This window comes from Variovorax sp. 350MFTsu5.1, from assembly GCF_048302515.1.
Lineage (GTDB): Bacteria > Pseudomonadota > Gammaproteobacteria > Burkholderiales > Burkholderiaceae_C > Variovorax > Variovorax guangxiensis.
Genome location: NZ_CP157620.1, coordinates 1,242,168 through 1,261,016 on the forward strand (window position 1 = coordinate 1,242,168; position 18,849 = coordinate 1,261,016).

The following is an 18,849-nucleotide window of genomic DNA, read 5'->3' on the forward strand; positions in this document are numbered from 1 at the left end:
GGTCTGCGTAGTCACTCGGTGAAAACGACCGGCGCCGCACCGATGGCGCCAAAGCGCGGGCCCGAAGCCGTTCGAACGCCCCTCAGCCCAGCCAGCCGCGGATGCGCCGCCCCAGTACTTCCCGGCTGATGCCGTAGCGATCGTGCAGGGTTGGCAACGCACCCGCATCGAGGAAGGCGTCGGGCAGGCCGGCGAGTTCGAAGCGGGCGGGCTGCACACGATGCCGTAGCAGCGCCGACGCCACCGCCTCGCCGAGGCCACCGACCACCGAATGGTTCTCGGCGACGACCACGAGACGGGGCGCCGCGCCGACGGCGGCGACGATGGCGGCTTCATCGAGGGGCTTGATGGTCGGGCAGTGCAGCACGGCCACACCGACGCGGTCGGCGGCCAGGTCCTGCGCCACTTCCAGCGCACGCATGGTGAGGATGCCGCTGGAGATGACCAGCACGTCTGCGCCCTCGCGCAGCATCCTGGCCTTGCCGAGCTCGAAGCGGTAGCCCTCGATCTCGTCCAGAACCAGCGGCACCTGGCCGCGCAGCAGGCGCATGTAGACCGGCCCGGGGTGCTGTGCGATCTGCGGCACGGCCTGCTCGATGTCCAGGGCGTCGCACGGGTCCACGATGGTCAGGCCGGGCACGCCGCGCATCATGGCGATGTCTTCGGTGGCCTGGTGGCTGGGCCCGTAGCCGGTGGTGAGGCCCGGCAGCGCGCAGCAGATCTTGACGTTGAGGTTTTCCTCGGCGATCACCTGGTGGATGAAGTCGTAGGCGCGCCGGGTGCCGAAGACGGCATAGGTGGTCGCGAAGGGCACGAGCCCCTCCTTGGCCAGCCCGCCGGCGGCTCCCATGAGCAGCTGCTCGGCCATGCCCATCTGGAAGAAGCGCTCGGGATAGGCCTGGGCGAAAAGATGCAGGTCCGTGTATTTGGCGAGGTCGGCCGTCAGGCCCACGACCTCGGGCCGATCGGCGGCGTACTCCACCAGGGCCTTGCCGAAGGGGGCCGCCTTGACACGCTGGCCTTCGGAGGCGATGGAGGCGATCATGGCCGACGTCGTCAGCCGGGGCTTTGCTTTCTCTGCGATGGCTTGGCTCATGCCAGGGCTCCTTCGGTGGATGGTTCGGGGCGGCTCGCGTCGAGGATGGCCAGCGCCTGCTGCCATTCGGGCGGGTCGACGCGGATGAAGTGGTTCTTTTCGCGCTGCTCCAGAAAAGGCACGCCCTTGCCCATCAGCGTGTCGAACAGGATCACGCGCGGCTTGGCATCGCGCAGGCCGCGGGCTGCGTCGAAGGCGCTCAGCACGGCCGGCAGGTCGTTGCCGTCCACACGCTGGACGTGCCAGCCGAACGCCGCCCATTTGTCGGCCAGGGGTTCGAAGCCCAGTACCTTGCTCGAAGGGCCGTCGGCCTGCTGATTGTTGATGTCGACCAGGCAGACCAGGTTGTCCAGCCGGTGATGAGCGGCGGCCATGGCGGCCTCCCAGGTCGACCCTTCGTCGAGCTCGCCGTCGGACATCGAGTTGTAGACGAAGGCCGGGTTCTTCTTCTGCTTGAGGCCCAGCGCCATGCCGACGGCAATGACCAGTCCCTGGCCCAGCGAGCCGCCGGAGATCTCCATGCCGGGCGTGTACGCGGCCATGCCGGACATGGGCAGGCGGCTGTCGTCGCCACCGTAGGTCTCGAGTTCGCTCTCGTCGATCACGCCGACCTCGATGAGCGCCGCATAGTGGGCAATCGCGTAGTGACCATGCGAGAGCAGGAAGCGGTCGCGGCCTTCCCATTCGGGCTCGCGGGGACGCAGGGTGAGGGCGTGGCGGTAAGCCACGGCCAGCACGTCGGCCCAGCCCAGGGCCTGGCCGATGTAGCCCTGTCCCTGCACTTCGCCCATGCGCAGGGCGTAACGGCGGATGCGCCAGGCAGCCTGTGCCAGCGCTTGCGTGGCCGTTGAAGGCAACGCCGCGGAATCGGTCATGAATTTCTCCTAGAAGACACGGGGGATGGGGGATCTGGGTCACTTCAGGATGAAGGACGGGAAATACGACACGAGGGCCAGGACGCCAAAGGCGACGAGGTAGAACGGGCCCAGTTCGCGCACGGTCTGCCCGACCTTGACCTTGGCCAGCGCGCTGGTGATGAACAGCGTGGTGCCCACCGGCGGCGTGTACAGGCCGATGGCGAGGTTGACGACCATCATGATCCCGAGCTGGGTCATGTCCATGCCGATGGAATTCGCCAGCGGAACGAACACCGGCGTCAGCAGCAGGATGGCCGCAGGCAGGTCGATGAACATGCCGAGGAAGAGCATGAGCAGGTTCATCAGCAGGATCACGAGCACCTTCGCATGCACGTTCTGCTGCACCCACTGCGCGATGCCCTGGGGCATCTGGTCGAAGGTGAGCAGCCAGCCGATGGCGGCGGAGGCCATGATCACCAGCAGCACCACGCCGGTTGCCAAGCCTGCGTGCACCACCGCGTCGTTCAGGCGCTTCCAGCCCAGGTCGCGATAGATCACCGCCGACACGACGCCCGCATACAGGGTCGACAGAACGGCCACCTCGGTCGGCGTCGCGATGCCGAAGCGCAGGAAGATGATGATGAGCACGGGCAACAGCACCGCGGGCGAGGCGTAAGCCAGATGCCTGCGGAATGCGATGCCGTCGAAGGGCGCGGTCTCGCGCGGGAAGTTGCGGCGCCGGCCCACCCACCAGCACATGAACATGAAGCCGCCGCACATCAGCAGGCCGGGCAGCACGCCGGCGACGAACAGGTCGGCGATCGACGCGTTGGCTGTCAACGCGAAGAGGATCATCGGGATCGACGGCGGGATCAGGATGTCGATGGTGGCGGCCGCCGCCAGCGTGGCCGCCGAGAAGGCCGCGGGGTACCCCAGGCGCTTGTGCCAGGGGATCATGAGCGAGCCGATGGCCGAGGCATCCGCCACCGCCGAGCCCGACACGCCGCCGAACAGCGTGGAGGACAAAACGCCGACCTGGGCGGGGCCGCCGTGGAAGCGCCCCAGCAGCGTGGACAGCACGCCGACCAGCGCTTCGCCCAGCTTGCCGCCCATCATGAGGCTGCCGGTGAGCATGAAGAAAGGGATGGCGATCAGTGGGAAGCTCTGCACCTGCGCGACCATCTGCTGCACCAGCAGGTCGAGAGGCACCTTGTCCGAACTGGCCGCCGCGGCCATGGCTGCCACGAGCAGCGCATGAGCGATGGGCATGGCCGCCACGGCGGCCACCATGAACACGAGAAGAATCAGGGCACTCATGTCGGGTCCTTGTCGTGTTGCGCTTTACCAGTGGGCGGCCGGGACGACCGGCTCCGCGTCGGCTGAAGGCGGCAGCGGCGTGCTGCGCCACGTCTTGACGCCCGATTGCAGGGCCAGCGCCGCGAGCAGGGCCATGCCCCCCATCACGCAGCCATAGGTGACCGAGCCCGGCACTTGCAGGATCGGCGACTTCTCGTCGTGCACGATTTCCAGCATGCGGAAGGTGGCGACCGACAGCGTGCCGTACATCGCCGCCACGACGAGCCAGGCGAACGTGGCAACCACACGGCGTGCGCCAGCAGGCAGCGCGTCCATCAAGAACGTGGTGGCGATGTGCGCGCCCTGCTGCGCGGCGATGACGACGCCGGCCATGACGAGCCAGGGAAACAGCAGCTCGGGCACCTCGTTGGCCCACTCCAGGCTGGAGCCGGTGGCATAGCGCAGCACCGTGTTGACCACGAGGATCAGGAAGATGACGGAGGTCGACAGCCAGAGCACCGCGCGGCAGATGCCGGCGATGACGCCATCGATCCAGCCGTTAGGGGCGTGGACCATGGGGATCTCCTTGGCGTGGCTATCGGTCAGAGCGCCTGGGCGGCCGCAACGACCTTCTTGACGTAGGCACCGATGGGGCCGCTTGCCCACTTGGTGACGACTTCCGCCGTGGCCTTGGCAAAGGGTGCCGGCGCAGGGGTGGTCACCTGTACGCCCTTGGCCTTGAGGTCGGCCAGCAGCTTCTCGTCGGCGTCCTGCGACAGCTTGCGCTGCAGCGCGGTGGCTTCGGTCGAGGCCTCCAGCACGATCCTGCGGTCTGCTTCCGACAGCTTGTCCCAGCTGCGCTTGCTCATCAGGAATGGCGTCATCTGGAACTGGTGATTCGTCATGGCCAGGTGCTTCTGCACTTCGTAGAGCTTGCTGGCGTGGAAATTCACGAGCGGGTTCTCCTGCCCATCGACCACTCCCTGCTGCAGGGCCACGTACAGCTCGGCGAACTTGATCTGCTGAGCCTCGGCGCCGAGCGCCTTCATGATGTCGACCAGGGTCGCATCCGGCGGCACGCGCATCTTCAGGCCCTTGAGGTCCTCGGGGCCGTTGATCGGGCGCTTGCTGTTGGTCATCTGCCGGATGCCGTTGTCCCAGGTACCCAGCAGCACCATGCCTTTTTCGGCCGAACGGTCGGCCAGTTCCTTGCCGAGCGGGCCGTCGAGCACCTTGAAGGCAGCCGCCGGGCTGGCGAACAGGAAGGGCATGCCGTAAGCGGCGTACTCGGGCACCGCATTGGCCACCGCACCCTGCGAGTTCGCGCTGATGTCGAGAGCACCGGTGCGCAGTGCGGTGACCATGGCAGCGTCGTCGCCCAACTGGCCGGAAGGTGCGACCTGCACCTCGATGCGGCCGCCTGACCTGGCCTTGACGACCTCGGCGAACTTCACGGCCGCTTCATGCCGCGGATTGCCGATCGCGGCGCCGTGGCCGAGCGTGAGCTTGACTGTCTGTGCGGCGGCGCCCGCAGCGCAGAGCAGGCCGAGGGAGGTGGCAAGCACGCTGCGGATGAAATGTTGGCGGTTCATGCGATGTCTCCTGGATTTTGTTGATGGAGTGAGGTGTCGGTCAGTGAATCAGCATGCCGCCGTTCACGTCGAGGGTGATGCCCGTGCAGTAGGCGGCCAGGTCGCTGGCCAGGAAGACGCAGGCGCCGGCTACGTCCTTGGCCTGGCCCAGGCGAGCCAGGGGAATGGTGTCCTCGATTTCCTTCTTGCGGTCCGGGCTCAGCTTGCCCTGCGTGATGTCGGTCTCGATCAAGCCGGGGGTGATGCAGTTGACGCGGATGCCTTCGACGCCGAACTCACGCGCCATCGCACGCGCCAGGCCGAGCACGCCCGCCTTGGCGGCCGAGTAGTGCGGCCCCCCGAAGATGCCGCCGCCGCGCTGCGCCGACACGGACGAGATGCAGACGATCGAACCGCCCTGTGCGCCGCGCATGGCGGGCAGCACTGCCTGCGACATGTAGAGCGTGCCGCGCAGGCTGACGTCCAGGATCCGGTCATAGTCGGCCCCCGTGATGTCCAGGGTCTTCACCGGCTGGGTGATGCCGGCATTGTTGATGAGGACATCGATGCGCCCGAAGGCCGCGACCGTTGCGGCTGCCGCTGCGATGCAGGCGTTCTTGTCGGTCACGTCGCCGACCACACCGAGGTGGCCTTCGCCCAGGCGAGCTGCAGCCGCCTGCGGTTCCGCCCGTTCGAGGTCCATGATGACCACGCGCGCGCCCTGCGCGGCCATTTCTCGCGCAGTGGCGAAGCCCAGTCCGTTGATGCCGGCACCGCCGGTGATCAGCGCGACCTTGTCCTTGAGCAGCATGTCTTCGATCTCCTGAGTTCTGAGTAAGGGGTCCGCAGCGGCCGTAGGTGGCGCGCCTCTCGGGACGGAGCGAATGGTCGATCGGGCTGAAGATGAAGACAAGCGATATCTCGTCAAGCTAGGATGAAGGATGTTCATCTGAGCGCGGGGGAAACCCGATGTCGTCGATCCCAGCCATTGCCAACCTCCTCGCATTCGAGAGCGTCGCGCGACGACGCAGCTTTGCGCTCGCCGCCGCGGAACTGCACCTGACGCCTTCTGCGGTCAGCCACCAGATCGCACGCCTGGAGTCGGACCTTGGCGTGCGCCTGTTTGAGCGCAGCGCGCATGGGGTGCGCCTGAGCTATGCGGGGACTCGCTACCTCGATCGCGTAGGCGGCGCGTTGTCGGCCATCTCCACGGCCACCGAAGACCTGCGCGAAGGAGTCGGCAACAGCCTGTACGTCCATTGCGCGCCCAGCATCGCTAGCCTGTGGCTCATGCCGCGCCTGCGCCGCTTCGCACAGGCGCACCCCGACATCTCGCTGAACCTGTCGGCCGCCCACACGCAGAGCGACTTCGCGCTGGGCCAGGCCGACATCGACATCCGCTATGGCGTGCCGCAATGGGGCAACCTGGTGGTCGAGCCGCTGTTCGAGGAACGCATCGTGCCGCTCGCGAGCCCGGAGTTCGTCCGCGAGCGTCGCCTGTCCAGGATCGATCAACTCCTGGACATGCCCTTGATCCAAAGCAACGTCAGCATCGTCCAATGGTCGGACTGGCTGCAGGCGTTTTCAGACAAGCGCGCCCCGGAGCGCTACGCCTTGCGTTTCGACCGCGCCCAAATGTCGCTGGACGCGGCAACGCAAGGGCTGGGTATCGCGCTGGAGAGCGACGTCAATGCCGCAGGTCACCTCGCCGAGCGCAAGCTCAAGCCGGTGTTCGGCCTGGACAAGGCGATCAGGGTCAAGGCACATTTTCTGGTCTATCCCCAGCGCCATGCCGGGCGTCCGGCGGTGGAGGCGTTTCTGGCGTGGGTGCATTCCGAAGCCGCGAGGCAGCGGGTGCGGCGCGCCTGAGTGGCGAGGCCGCGCCCGCAGCAACGCCCGCCTCCGCCTGCAAGGCCTCGAGGCCGCCGGCGACCGGTCCGAGCGGCGCAACCCGAGATGCGATTGACAGGAGGCGCCTCGGAAGCCAGCCGCAGGTTGGTCCAGTAGGCTTGAACGTGGGGCCGGGGCTGGTCGAGGCTGCGAATTCTGGTGCAAGCATCTGACAGAGTAGGCGAGAGTAGATCGCACGGTGAACGAAGGCTCGGCTCAGTTGCCGCCCGCAGGAAGTCGTCCCGCGCACCACAGAGTCCGCGAAGCCGGAGCCGATCCATTTTCATGATGCGTTGAGGTGTGCGAACAGCATCTCGACCTTCTTCCTGTCCCTGCGCGACTGGCTGTACTCCGGTGTCTTTGCGATGGACTGTGCCGTCTCGCGGGTATCGCGATCCCGAAGTCGCGCGCGGATCGCATGACAGCTCTGCTTGGATCGAGCGGCAGGCCTGTCGAGATAGTCAAATTGGCGCTCTGAGCCAGGATGACCTTGCGAACGATCACGAGATGCTGCAGCACGGTCTTGTGACGCACGACGCTCTGCATGCCGGGTGCCAGTCGCGTCAGATCCAGACGAGCCTGCGCCTCTTCGAGATCAGGCCGCCGCGGCCACGCGCGCCACGACATCGCGGACCATCCACTCCGGGCTGGCGAACACCGGCTTGCCGGTGGCTTCGGCGAGTGGCGCAGCCAAGTGGGCGAGCGAGGCCTGTGCCAGCACCAGCCGGTCGGCGCGTGCAGCGAGGGCAAGCGCCGATTCCGTCACCAGTGCATCGTGGATTTCGCGCCGGCCGGCGGAAAGCGCGTCGAATGCACCGTCGACCAGCACGCACTCGGCCTTCACCCGCGCGCCGGACGCCGCGGCATGTTCGGCCAGCAGCGAACGGCTCGGCTCCAGCGTCGAGCGCGCCGTGTACAGCAGGCCGACACGGCCATCGCAGCGGGCCGCCTCGGCGTACATCGCGTCGTCGATCTTCACGATGGGCACCGGCACCAGTGGCCGCGCCGCATCGATGGCGGGAGAGGTTGAGGAGCAGGTGAAGACGATCAGGTCCGCGCCCGCGTCGGCGGCCAGCGTGGCCAGCGTGACTATGCGCCGCGTAATGGCGGGCGACGGTCCGTCTCGCAGCAGGTCCTGCAGCACGCTTTCGTCGAGCAGGTGGAAGCAGCGCTGCTGTGGCAGCTCGGCCTGGAAGCGCGGCCGGAAACGCTCGACCAGCAGGGCCACGGTGTGGATGAAGGCGATGGAACGGATCATGGGGTTCTCAGTGATCTTTGAGGGGAAGCGCGAGACGCGCACCGGCGGCCGCCAGTACGCCCGCGGCCCAGAACACGCCGGCCGCGCCAACCAGCGAACCGGCCGCGCCCGACACCAAGGGAATGCCGACGCTGGATGCGTTGTTCACGATCACGCGCATCGCCACTGCTTCGCCATAGCGGTGCTGCGGCGCGAGCCGGTGCAGCAGGCTCATGACCATGGGCTGAGTGCTGCCGAGGCTGAAGCCCAGCAGCGCCGAGCACAGGCCCATGGCGAGCGGCGCCTGCACCAGCGGATAGACGGCGAACAGCAGCGCGGTGGCGACCATCGCGCCGAGCAGGACGGCCCATTCGCGCAACTGCGCGGCCACAAGCGGCGCCAGCAGCCGGACGGCGGCGGCGCCGATGCCGAAGGCGCCCAGGATGCTGCCGATCACCGATGCGGGCACGCCGCGCTCATGACCGAGCACGGGCACGACGAAGGTGTGCACGTCCCAGCAGCACGACAGCAGGCCGGTCAACAGCAGCAGCCGGCGCAGGCCGGCATGGCGCCAGAGGTCCCGGACGCTGCGCTCGCTGGTGGGCGCTTCGTGCAGCGGGGACGCATGATCGACCGCCCCTCGCACGGCTAGCCAGGCCAGCAGCGGCAGTGGCGCCAGCCCCAGGAGCGCGACGCGGATTCCGGCGCTGTCGATGAGGAACCCGGCCATCAGCGGGCCCAGGACATTCGACAAGGCCAGGCCGATCGCCAGCCACGAGAACGCTTGGCGAAGCGAGGCCGCCTCGCCCGCGACTCGCGGAACATGGCGCTGGACCGCAATGATCACGACGCCGCCCGCGCCGCCGGTGAGAAGCGCGCTGGCGCACAACACCGGCAACACCGGCCACGCCGCGGCCATGGCGCAGGCCGCCGTGGCGACCACCACGGCCATCGCGACCGGCCGCTTCAGCCCGCTGCGTTCGCAGTAGCGGCCCGCGGGTAGTGCGAGAAACACCTGGGCGAGCGCGAAGAGCGCGATCAGGCCGCCCACTGCCGCCTCGCCATGCCCCAGTCGCAGCGACTGCAGCGGCATGGCCATCCGCAGGCCGGTCACGCAGGCGTTGACGAACAACTGGGCGAGTACCAGCCTCGCCAGCTCACCGGCCGGAAGTTGAAAAGGGGACACGCGGTGGACTGCTAGAAGTCGGCGACTTGGCCCCAGGCCGACTTCGCGAAGCGCGCCGGGTTGTAGGGCGCCGGATCGAAGATGGGTGGCGCACCCGTCGCCAGGTCGGCGATCAGGTGGCCCGCGCCGGGGCCGATGCCGAAGCCGTGGCCCGAGAATCCCGCGGCCAGGATGAAGCCGGGGATCTGCGGCACCTCGCCGATGCCCGGAACGCCGTCCGGTGTGCTGTCGACAAAGCCAGCCCAGGCGTTGGCGATGCCCGCCCGGCCCAACGCCGGCAGCAGTTCGGCCGCACGGTGGAAAGTCTGCTTCACCGCCGCGGCATCCGGCCTGGGGTCGAGCACACGCACCCGCTCCATGGGCGTGGGCGCATCCAGCCGCCACCTTGCCAGCGTTTCGTGGCCGCCGCGGATGCCCTCCAGACCGCCTGGAAAAACGTTGCGCCAGCGCTTGGCGAACATTGGCAGGAATTGCGGCGCAAAGCGCAGCAGCTGCGCTGTCGGGTCCACGCGTCCGCGCCCGCTGATGGCGAGGTTGTAGCTGCCGTCGCTGCGCTGCGTAACGGACACGCGCGCGGTGTGCAGCGCAGCCGGCAGTCGCTCGGCCACGGATGACACGCGCACGATGGTCTGGCGAACCGTGGCCTGGGGAAACCTGATGCCCAGCTGGCGCAGGAAGGACGAAGCCCATGCGCCGCCGGCGTAGACGGCCATGCGGGTCCTGATGGTGCCGGCCTCGGTGACCACGCCGGCGAGGCGGCCTCCCTCGCGCTCGATGCCGCGCACGGCGCAGTTCTGATTCACCGTGCCGCCGAGTTTCATGAGCGCCGCGGCCACTGCGGGCGCTGCCTTCGACGGGTCGGCCGTGCCGTCGCTGGGCGAGAACACGCCACCCTTCCACGCGCGGCCGGTGGCCCGGCCCCGCTCGCTGGCATCGCGGCCGCTGAGCATGTGCGTCTTCACGCCGGCCGTCTTCGCGAATTCGCCCCATTTGGCCCAGCGGGCGATCTCGTCCTCGTCGTCGCTGAGGTAGAGCAGTCCGCAGCGGTTGAAGCCCGTGTCCTCGCCCGTGTCCGCTGCGAACTGCTGCCAAAGATCGAGGCTGCGGGTGGCCATGGGCAGCTCGCGTGCATCGCGGTTCTGCTGGCGGCACCATCCCCAGTTGCGGCTCGACTGCTCGGCACCGATGCGACCCTTCTCGACGAGCGCTACCGACAGGCCGCGACGGGCCATGTAGTAGGCCGTGAAGACACCGATGATCCCGCCGCCAATGACGACGGCGTCGGCATGGCGCGGCAGTGTGGAGGAGGTCTCGATGAGACGCAAGGGCTGGGCCATGGATGGATCGCTATCGTTTGTTCAGGCTGCCGTGCGTTGCACGACGTAGGGCTTGCGATGCGTGCGACGCGGCTGTCGCCGATTGCCACAGCTTAAGGGGGGTCATGAAGAGGTTGGTGCCGTTGCGTGGCCATAAACCCGCAGCATTGATCGCTATCGGCACCTCTGCCGGCACATGCTGCGGCAGTTGTGGAGCGGATCTCGGCAGATGAGGCTTTGCCGGCGCCGCTTTCCCACGGCGGACACGCCCGACCCCGGAGCGATCAATTGGCGCGCTGAAAGATTTCGGCAAGGTCGCACAGATCCCAGTTGCCGCCTGTCAACACCACACAGACCTTTTCCTCTGGCGTCACTTTGAGTCCTTTCGCCAGCAGCGCGCCAATGCCGATCGAGGCAGCCGGTTCTGCAATCAGCTTGGCGTCCTTGGCCAGCATGCGCATGCCCTCGATGATGTGTTCGTCCTCGACCAGCACGATCTCGTCGACGTACCTTTCGATGATGGGGTAGGGGTTCTGGCCTGGCACACTGATACGCAAACCGTCGGCGATCGTGTTCTTCAGCGGCAGTGAAGTGCGCTCCTTGTTGATGCGGCTATGGAAGTACTTGGGGGTCAGCGCTGGTTCCGCGCCCACCACACGCACGGAGGGTCTGGTTTCCTTGATGGCGGTGGCGATGCCGGAAATGAGACCCCCGCCCCCCATAGGGATGATGACGGTGTCGACGTCGGCCAGGTCTTCCAGGATTTCGCAGCCTATGGTTCCCTGGCCCGCCATGACCGTGGGATCCTCGAATGCGTGCACCACGGCGTAGTGGTTTTCTGCCGCGATCTCGTAAACCCGTTTCCATCGCGCCGCGGTGTCGCCGTCGAACAGAATCACCTCCGCGCCGAGCGCCCGGGTGTTCTCCACCTTGATTTTCGGGGTGGTGACGGGCACCACCAGAAGCGCCTTGACGCCCAGCATCCGCGCCGCGTAGGCCAGCCCCTGGGCATGGTTGCCTGAAGACGTGGCGATGATGCCGTTGTCAATCGCCTCGCGGGGCAGCGACAAGGCCTTGTTCAGCGCGCCGCGGATCTTGAAGGCCCCGGTGATCTGCAGCGTCTCGGGTTTGAGGTACACCTCGCACCCGAGCGTGGTCTCCATCTTCTCGACGCGCAGCAAGGGCGTGTGACGGATGTGTGGTTTCAGTCGCTCCCGCGCTTGGTGGATGTCGCGAAGGGTGGGGTGCTCGAGCAGGGGCGTCATGATTGAATGAACTCAAAAGCCGTGCCGGTGTTGCTGGCCATGGCGTTGCGATAGATCAGGTGCGACGTCGTGTTGTCCTGGATGGCCATGCCCGTCGAGTCGAAGATCGTGATCTCGTCGTCGGACTCGCGCCCCGGCTTCTTGCCCAGCAGGACCTCGCCGATCTCGGCGTGGATGTCGTGCTTGCTGATGATGTTCTTGTGCAGCGGATGCCAGGTTTCGCCTTTCTCGACGCATTGCGCAATCGAATCGTTGACGATCTTGGCGTTCCTGAAGATCTCGGGCTCCAGCTCCTGCTTGCCTTGCGTGTCCGTGCCAATGGCGACGATATGCGTGCCAGGTCGGACCCAGGCGGCTTCCACCAGCGAACCTTTGCCGCGGGTGGTAGTGACTAGGATGTCCGCCTGCTCCACAGCGTCTTGTTTGGAGCGGGCCATCACCACCGGAATGCCGAACTCGCGCTCGATATCGGCCTTGTATTGCGCGAGCGTCTGGGGGTGGGGGCTCCAGGCATGGATGGTATCGATCGTCATCACCTCCCGGATCGCGCGGATCTGCATCCGGGCCTGATTGCCGGTCCCGATGGAGGCGATGGTCTTCGCGTCCTTGCGGGCCAGCGCCTTCACCGAAACGGCCCCGGCGGCGCCTGTTCTCAAGCCGGTGACAAGGCTGCCATCCATCACGCAAATGAGCGCGCAGGTTCTGGCGTCGAACAGGAGGATGGTTCCCATGCCGCTGGGCACGCCGTGCTCGGTGGGGTTGTTCGGGAATCCCCCGGACGAGGTCTTCATCGAGATGATCTCGTTGGCCTCGCAGTACCCTATCTTGAAGTCGATTTCGCCCCGGGGTGGTGGGAAGTGGAGGCATGTGTAGGCCGGTTGAATCACCTGGCCGCTGCTGAAGGCTTTGTACGCCTGCTCCACCGTCCCAATGACTTCCTTCATGGAAATCAGGCTCCCTACATTCTCTTTGTTCAGCAACAGTGTCTTCATCGGTGTGATCTGTCCATGAATCAAGGGCTCGGGGCGACTGCCATCGGTGGCGCCGCGCGTGGTGTGGGGACCATAGGCGAAGGGGCGCCGGCCTGGTGCGGCAAACCCGGAACCGGTCTAGAAATCAGCCACCTTGCCCCACATCGACTTCTTGAACCGTGCGGGGTCGAAAGGCGCGGGATCGAGTATTGGCTTGGCCCCGGACACCAGGTCGGCGATCAGGTGCCCTGCGCCGGGACCGATGCCGAAACCGTGGCCCGAAAAGCCCGCAGCCAGGATGAGCCCGGGAACCTGCGGCAGCTCGCCGATCCCCGGCACGCCGTCGGGCGTGCTGTCGATGTAGCCAGCCCAGGTGTTGGCGATGCGGGCTCCGCGCAGCGCAGGCAACAAGTCGACGGCACGGCGGTGGGTTTCGCGGACACCTGCAGGGTCGGGCTTCGGGTCGAGGATGCGCGCCCGTTCCATCGGTGTGGGCGCGTCCAGCTTCCATCGAGCCCGGGTTTCGTGGCCCCAGCGGATGCCCTCCAGGCCGCCGGGAAACACGTTGCGCCAGCGCTTGGCGAACATCGGGATGAATTGCGGCGCGAAGCGCACCAGCTGCGCTGTGGGGTCGGCGCGCCCTCGCCCGCTGATGGCCAGGACGTAGTGTCCGTCGGGGCGGCGCGTGACGGCGACGCGCGGGCTCGTCAAGGCGGCCGGCAGGCTCTGATCCACCGGCGCCAGTCGTACGATCGATTGGCGAATCGTGGCGACCGGAAACTGCACACCGAGCTGGTTGCAGAACGAGGACGCCCATGCGCCGCCTGCGAGCACGGCGCTGCGGGTCTTGATGGTCCCCGCTTCGGTCACCACGCCGCAGAGCCGGCCGCCTTGCATCTCGATGCCACGCGCGGCGCAGTTCTGGTGCACCGTGCCGCCAAGTTTCATGAGCGCGGCTGCCACGGCGGGCGCTGCCTTGGCCGGATCGGCCGTGCCGTCGCTGGGTGAGAAGACGCCGCCTTTCCACGCGCGGCCGGTCGCTTGGCCGCGCTCGGAGGCCTCGCGGCCGCTCAGCATGTGCGTGGTCACGCCAACGGTCGTCGCGAACTCGCGCCATTTGGCCCAACCGGCAATCTGGGCTTCGTCGTTGCTGAGATACAGCAGGCCGCAGCGCTTGAAGCCCGTGTCTTCGCCGCTGTCTGCGGCAAACTGATCCCACAGCTCAAGGCTCCGGGTGGACATGGGCAGTTCGCGCGCATCGCGATTCTGCTGACGGCACCACCCCCAGTTCCGGCTCGATTGCTCGGCGCCCACGCGCCCCTTTTCCACGAGAGCGACCTTCATGCCGCGCTTGGCCAGGAAGTAGGCAGTGAATGCTCCAATGATGCCGGCGCCGATGACGACGACGTCCGCATGGGTCGGCAGATCGGGGCTGGACTCAACGGGAAACAGTGGTGCAGGCATTCTCGGGATGTCCGTGAAGGGGCGGTGAAAACGTGAAATATGTTTATTTCGATTGTTGGCAGATCCTGCTGGATCAGTAGCCAAGGACTGCCTTGGTCTCGAGATATTCCTCAAGCCCGTGAATGCCGTATTCGCGGCCATTGCCGGACCGCTTGAATCCGCCGAACGGCGCATGGCTGTTCCAAGCCGGATAGTTGATATGCACCTGGCCGGCGCGAAGTTGCATGGCTACGCGCTGCGCTCGCTCCCGATCGCCAGACTGCACGTTCGCACCGAGGCCATAGACCGTGTCGTTCGCAATCGCAATGGCCTCTTTCTCGTCCCGATAAGGAATGATGACCAGCACGGGACCGAATATTTCTTCCTGCGCCACTCTCATGTCGGGCGTCACATCGGAAAACACGGTCGGCTGTGCAAAATAGCCACGCGTCAAGCCGGCGGGCCTGCCCAGACCGCCGCAGACCAGCTTGGCGCCCTGTTCGATTCCGCTGGCGATCAGCTCCTGCACCCTCGCATACTGCGCAGCGTTTGCGATCGGGCCCATCGACGTCTTTGCGTCGCGCGGATCGCCAACCGTGATGCCCGCTGCCGCCGCTTGTGCCAATGCTTCCACCTCGGCCAACCGCGACGCGGGCACCAGCATCCGTGTCGGCGCACTGCACGACTGGCCCGCATTGCGCATTCCTGCCAGCACGCCCTTTGCCACGCCCCGTTCAAAGTCGGCGTCGTCCAGAAACAGGTTCGGCGACTTGCCGCCCAGTTCCTGCACGACGCGTTTCACCGTCACCGCAGCTGCTTGGGCCACGAGCACACCGGCTCGCGTCGATCCGGTGATGGAGATCATGTCGACATCGGGGTGCGCCGCCAACGACGCACCGACCACCTCCCCCCTGCCCCCGACCAGATTGAAGACACCTGCCGGCGTGCCGGCGTCGTGCATCACTTGCGCGAAAAGCTGCGCACTGTACGGCGACAACTCACTGGGCTTCAGGACGATCGTGCAGCCCGCGGCGATCGCCGGTGCGACCTTGGCGGTGATCTGATACAGCGGCCAGTTCCATGGCGTGATCAGGGCGCATACGCCGATCGGCTCTTTCGAAATGGCAACGCTGCCATCCGAGGAAAGAAACTTGTAGCGCTGAAGCACTTCCATCTGGGCACGGACATGCGCAATCCCGAATGGCACATGGGCGGTCCTGGCGAATCCGATGGGAGCCCCCATCTCCGCCACGATGGCTTGCGCGAACAACTCCGCGCGCTCCTCCAGAAGCGCCAGGATTCGCCCCAGGAGCGCAAGCCGCTCCTCGACGGAACTTTGTGAAAACGCCTCGAAAGCGCGCCGGGCCGCAGCGACGGCCAGGTCCACGTCGGTCGATGAGCCGGCTGCGACGTGTCCGATGATCTCTTCGGTAAACGGATCGACGACCGCAATACCCGCGGCATGAGTGCGGTCCTGCCAGCACCCATCGATGTAGAAGCGGGCGTCGTCCATGCGTGGTTCAGCTGTCATCACGGGGCTTTCCGTCAAGCGGTGACCCACACCTTGCGAACGGTCTCGATGGTGCGCCACGTTCCGACATAGCCCGGCTTCATGATGAAGCAGTCGCCGGCCTTGTAGGTCAACGGGGGCTGGCCTTGCTCGGTGATCTCCACCACGCCCGAAAGGATCAGGCAGAACTCCCACGTCTCTCCCTTGATGGAGTGATTGACGCCCACCGTCGACTCGAACACGCCGGCGCGCACCTTGCCGTCTTTGGCGCTGTCGACGTCCCAGTTGCGGCATACGACATCGCCCTCGATGACGCGCTCCGCCGGCGGCCGGTATTCACGCGGTTCACCGAGTTGGTCGAGGTTGAAAGGGACAAGAAGCTTGGACATGTGAAACCCTGTTCGCGTTGGTCGGATGGTGGATCGATGCTAGAAAAAATCCGGCCCCGTTGATGCTGAACCATGGGTCGACAACAGCGGGAAATATGTCTTTGCGAGCGCGCACTGATGGATCGTGCGGTGGCCGTTGATTCGCCGAGACGGAGGTGCCGTCTACCGTTCGATCCGGTAGCCTGCCGTCCGGGTTTTCTCGACGCAGCCAGGGCGAAACGATGCGCTATTGCAGCTGCCCTTGGCACACGTACTTGATGTGCATGTAGTCGTCCAGCCCGTACACCGAGCCTTCGCGGCCGTAGCCCGACTCCTTCACGCCGCCGAAGGGCGCGGCCTCGGCCGCCAGCGCGCCTTCGTTGACTCCGACGATGCCCGACTCCAGCGCCTCGGTCACCCGCCAGATGCGCCGTGCGTCCGTCGAATAGAAATACGCCGCGAGTCCGAAGGGCGTGTCGTTGGCGGCCGCGATGACCTGCGCCTCCGTCTCGAAGCGCGTGACCGGCACCACGGGGCCGAAGGTCTCCTCGCAGCTGCATTCCATCGTCGCGTCGGCGTTCACCAGCACCGTGGGCGCGAAATAGTTGGGGCCGTCGCAGCGCGCGTCGCGCAGCCGCTTGCCGCCGACCACGATGCACGCGCCGCGTGCGACCGCGTCGCGCACATGGCGCTCGATCTTCTCCACCGCGCGCGCGTTGATCATCGGCCCGATCTGCGAATCCGCCTGCGTGGCTGGCCCTACCTTGAGTGCGCCGACCCGCGCGGCCAGCTTGTCGACGAAGGCGTCGTGCACGCTCGCCTGCACGAACACCCGGTTCGGGCACACGCAGGTCTGGCCGCCGTTGCGGAACTTGGCGGCCATCAGGCCTTCGACCGCCGCGTCGAGATCGGCGTCGTCGAACACGATGAAGGGGGCATTGCCGCCGAGTTCGAGCGACAGCTTCTTCAGCGTGTCGGCCGAGCGACGCGCGAGGTGCTTGCCCACGGGCGTGGAGCCGGTGAAGGTGATCTTGCGGACGCGTGAGTCGTCGAGCCAGGCATCGACCACCTCGGGCGTGCGTTCGCGCGAGGCGGTCACGATGTTGAGTACGCCCGGCGGTACGCCGGCTTCAGATGCGAGCGCGACGAGTGCCAGCGAAGTCAGCGGCGTGTCCTCGGCCGGCTTGCACACCACGGTGCAGCCTGCGGCGAGGGCCGGAGCGATCTTGCGCGCGATCATCGCGGCCGGAAAGTTCCAAGGCGTGATCGCTGCAACCACACCGACGGGCTCCTTCAGTGCGAGCATGCGGCGGCCCGTCACGGGTGCCGGGATGATGTCGCCATTGGCGCGCGTCGCCTCTTCAGCGAACCATTCGATGTAGCTGGCCGCATAGGCAACCTCGCCTCGGCCTTCCGCCAGCGGCTTGCCTTGTTCGCGGGAGATGAGTCGGCCCAGGTCTTCCTGGTGCGCGAGCACGAGATCATTCCAGCGCTTGAGGATCTGCGCGCGCTGCTTCGCGGGCACCGCACGCCATGCGGGAAAGGCTGCATGCGCGGCATCGACGGCGGCACGCGCATCGGCGGCCGTGCCGTCGGGCACGCTCGCGAACACGCCATCGGTCGCGGGGTCGCTCACATCGAGGCGACGGCCGTCGCCGGCTTCGCGCCATTCGGCGCCGATCAGATGCCGGCCCGGCATCAGGCTCTTGTTTTCGATTTCGAGAGTCATATGGAGTAGGGAGCTTTCTTCAGGATGCGGCCACACGTTCGGCGATAGCGATGCCCACCTCGGTGGTGGTCGCCGAGCCGCCGAGGTCGCGCGTGCGCGGGCCGTCGCGCAGTACCGATTCGATCGCGCCCAGGATGGCGTCGTGCGCCGCGCGGCCCGCGCCCTGGCCCTGGGTGAGGAAGTCCAGCATCAGTGCGCCGGACCAGATCATCGCGATCGGGTTGGCAATGTTCTGGCCGTAGATGTCGGGCGCCGAGCCGTGCACCGGCTCGAAGAGCGAGGGGAATCTGCGCTCCGGATTGAGGTTGGCCGAAGGCGCGAGGCCGATGGTGCCGGTGGTCGCGGGGCCGAGGTCGGAGAGGATGTCGCCGAACAGGTTGCTCGCCACCACCACGTCGAAGCGCGTGGGCTGCAGCACGAAGCGCGCCGACAGGATGTCGATGTGCTGCTTGTCGGCCGTCACCTCGGGGTAGTCGCGGCCGACCGCGTCGGCGCGCCTGTCCCACCAGGGCATGCTGATCGCGATGCCGTTGCTCTTGGTGGCTACCGTCAGGTGCTTGCGCCTGCGGGCGCGCGCGGTCTCGTAGGCGAAGCGCAGCACGCGGTCGGCGCCGTGGCGGGAGAACACCGATTCCTGGATCACGATCTCGCGCTCGGTACCCTCGTACATCACGCCGCCGAGCGAGGTGTATTCGCCCTCGGTGTTCTCGCGCACCACGAGGTAGTCGATGTCGCCGGGCTTGCGGCCGGCCAGCGGGCAGGGGACGCCCTCGAACAGGCGCACCGGCCGCAGGTTGATGTACTGGTCGAACTCGCGGCGGAACTTCAGCAGCGAACCCCAGAGGGAGATGTGGTCGGGCACCGTCGCCGGCCAGCCGACCGCGCCGAAGTACAGCGCGTCGACGCCCTTGAGCTGCTCCTTCCAGTCGTCAGGCATCATCTGGCCGTGCGCGGCGTAGTAGTCGGCGCTGGCCCAGTCGAAGGCGCGGCAGTCGAGTTCGAAGCCGAAGCGCGCCGAGGCGGCCTGCACCACGCGCAGGCCCTCGGGCATCACCTCCTTGCCGATGCCGTCGCCGGCGATCAGCGCAATGCGGAAGGTCGGTGTCATCTCTGT

17 protein-coding genes and 1 pseudogene are annotated in these 18,849 nt (G+C 66.8%); 1 reads left to right on the top strand and 17 read right to left on the bottom strand.

The features are described 5' to 3' along the window. Positions 1–82: 82 nt before the first annotated feature. From ABL843_RS05395 to ABL843_RS05420, 6 genes are read right to left on the bottom strand one after another with little or no spacing between them, the layout of a single operon-like run. A complete protein-coding gene (locus tag ABL843_RS05395) occupies positions 83–1,096 on the bottom strand; it encodes a transketolase family protein (RefSeq protein ID WP_126021326.1) in 1,014 nt (337 codons plus the stop codon). Next, positions 1,093–1,971: a transketolase gene (locus ABL843_RS05400; protein ID WP_418119218.1), complete on the bottom strand. Its 879-nt coding sequence runs from the start codon at positions 1,969–1,971 to the stop codon at positions 1,093–1,095. Before ABL843_RS05400 ends, ABL843_RS05395 begins: the two co-directional genes overlap by 4 nt. 39 nt (positions 1,972–2,010) lie before the next feature. Then, positions 2,011–3,270, bottom strand: a complete 1,260-nt coding sequence (locus ABL843_RS05405; protein WP_126021324.1) for a TRAP transporter large permease — start codon at positions 3,268–3,270, stop codon at positions 2,011–2,013. Positions 3,271–3,294: 24 nt separating this feature from the next. Then, entirely contained in the window at positions 3,295–3,825 is a 531-nt protein-coding gene (locus ABL843_RS05410) for a TRAP transporter small permease (RefSeq protein ID WP_126021323.1), read from the bottom strand. Between the two features lie 26 nt (positions 3,826–3,851). Next, positions 3,852–4,841, bottom strand: a complete 990-nt coding sequence (locus tag ABL843_RS05415; protein ID WP_126021322.1) for a TRAP transporter substrate-binding protein — start codon at positions 4,839–4,841, stop codon at positions 3,852–3,854. A 40-nt stretch (positions 4,842–4,881) separates the two neighbouring features. Beyond that, on the bottom strand, positions 4,882–5,631 hold the full coding sequence (locus ABL843_RS05420) for an SDR family NAD(P)-dependent oxidoreductase (RefSeq protein WP_126021321.1): 750 nt from the start codon (positions 5,629–5,631) through the stop codon (positions 4,882–4,884). A gap of 158 nt (positions 5,632–5,789) precedes the next feature. Between ABL843_RS05420 and ABL843_RS05425 the strand changes: the two genes are divergently transcribed. Continuing rightward, positions 5,790–6,689, top strand: coding sequence for a LysR substrate-binding domain-containing protein (locus ABL843_RS05425; protein WP_126021320.1), 900 nt, complete (start codon positions 5,790–5,792; stop codon positions 6,687–6,689). 206 nt (positions 6,690–6,895) lie between these two features. On the opposite strand, the pseudogene ABL843_RS05430 reads toward ABL843_RS05425, so the two are convergent. From ABL843_RS05430 to ABL843_RS05480, 11 genes and pseudogenes are all read right to left on the bottom strand, one after another. Beyond that, positions 6,896–7,095: pseudogene (locus tag ABL843_RS05430) on the bottom strand (IS5/IS1182 family transposase); the annotation flags it as partial. Positions 7,096–7,305: 210 nt separating this feature from the next. Beyond that, positions 7,306–7,968, bottom strand: a complete 663-nt coding sequence (locus ABL843_RS05435) for an aspartate/glutamate racemase family protein (protein ID WP_126021319.1) — start codon at positions 7,966–7,968, stop codon at positions 7,306–7,308. A gap of 7 nt (positions 7,969–7,975) precedes the next feature. Further along, positions 7,976–9,133, bottom strand: a complete 1,158-nt coding sequence (locus ABL843_RS05440; protein WP_418119219.1) for an MFS transporter — start codon at positions 9,131–9,133, stop codon at positions 7,976–7,978. Positions 9,134–9,144: 11 nt separating this feature from the next. After that, on the bottom strand, positions 9,145–10,470 hold the full coding sequence (locus ABL843_RS05445; RefSeq protein WP_418119220.1) for an NAD(P)/FAD-dependent oxidoreductase: 1,326 nt from the start codon (positions 10,468–10,470) through the stop codon (positions 9,145–9,147). Positions 10,471–10,733: 263 nt separating this feature from the next. After that, the gene (locus ABL843_RS05450; protein ID WP_418119221.1) at positions 10,734–11,714 is read right to left on the bottom strand and encodes a threonine ammonia-lyase; all 981 of its coding nucleotides are present in this window, start codon (positions 11,712–11,714) and stop codon (positions 10,734–10,736) included. Continuing rightward, entirely contained in the window at positions 11,711–12,706 is a 996-nt protein-coding gene (locus tag ABL843_RS05455) for an ornithine cyclodeaminase family protein (protein WP_184634864.1), read from the bottom strand. Before ABL843_RS05455 ends, ABL843_RS05450 begins: the two co-directional genes overlap by 4 nt. Before the next feature lie 117 nt (positions 12,707–12,823). After that, positions 12,824–14,149, bottom strand: a complete 1,326-nt coding sequence (locus tag ABL843_RS05460; protein WP_418119222.1) for an NAD(P)/FAD-dependent oxidoreductase — start codon at positions 14,147–14,149, stop codon at positions 12,824–12,826. Between the two features lie 73 nt (positions 14,150–14,222). Further along, positions 14,223–15,641, bottom strand: coding sequence for an aldehyde dehydrogenase family protein (locus ABL843_RS05465; protein ID WP_221297367.1), 1,419 nt, complete (start codon positions 15,639–15,641; stop codon positions 14,223–14,225). Positions 15,642–15,673: 32 nt separating this feature from the next. After that, a complete protein-coding gene (locus ABL843_RS05470; RefSeq protein ID WP_126021314.1) occupies positions 15,674–16,027 on the bottom strand; it encodes a cupin domain-containing protein in 354 nt (117 codons plus the stop codon). A 226-nt stretch (positions 16,028–16,253) separates the two neighbouring features. Beyond that, positions 16,254–17,735, bottom strand: a complete 1,482-nt coding sequence (locus tag ABL843_RS05475; RefSeq protein ID WP_418119223.1) for an NAD-dependent succinate-semialdehyde dehydrogenase — start codon at positions 17,733–17,735, stop codon at positions 16,254–16,256. Between the two features lie 19 nt (positions 17,736–17,754). Beyond that, the gene (locus tag ABL843_RS05480; protein WP_418119224.1) at positions 17,755–18,843 is read right to left on the bottom strand and encodes a tartrate dehydrogenase; all 1,089 of its coding nucleotides are present in this window, start codon (positions 18,841–18,843) and stop codon (positions 17,755–17,757) included. Positions 18,844–18,849: the final 6 nt, after the last annotated feature.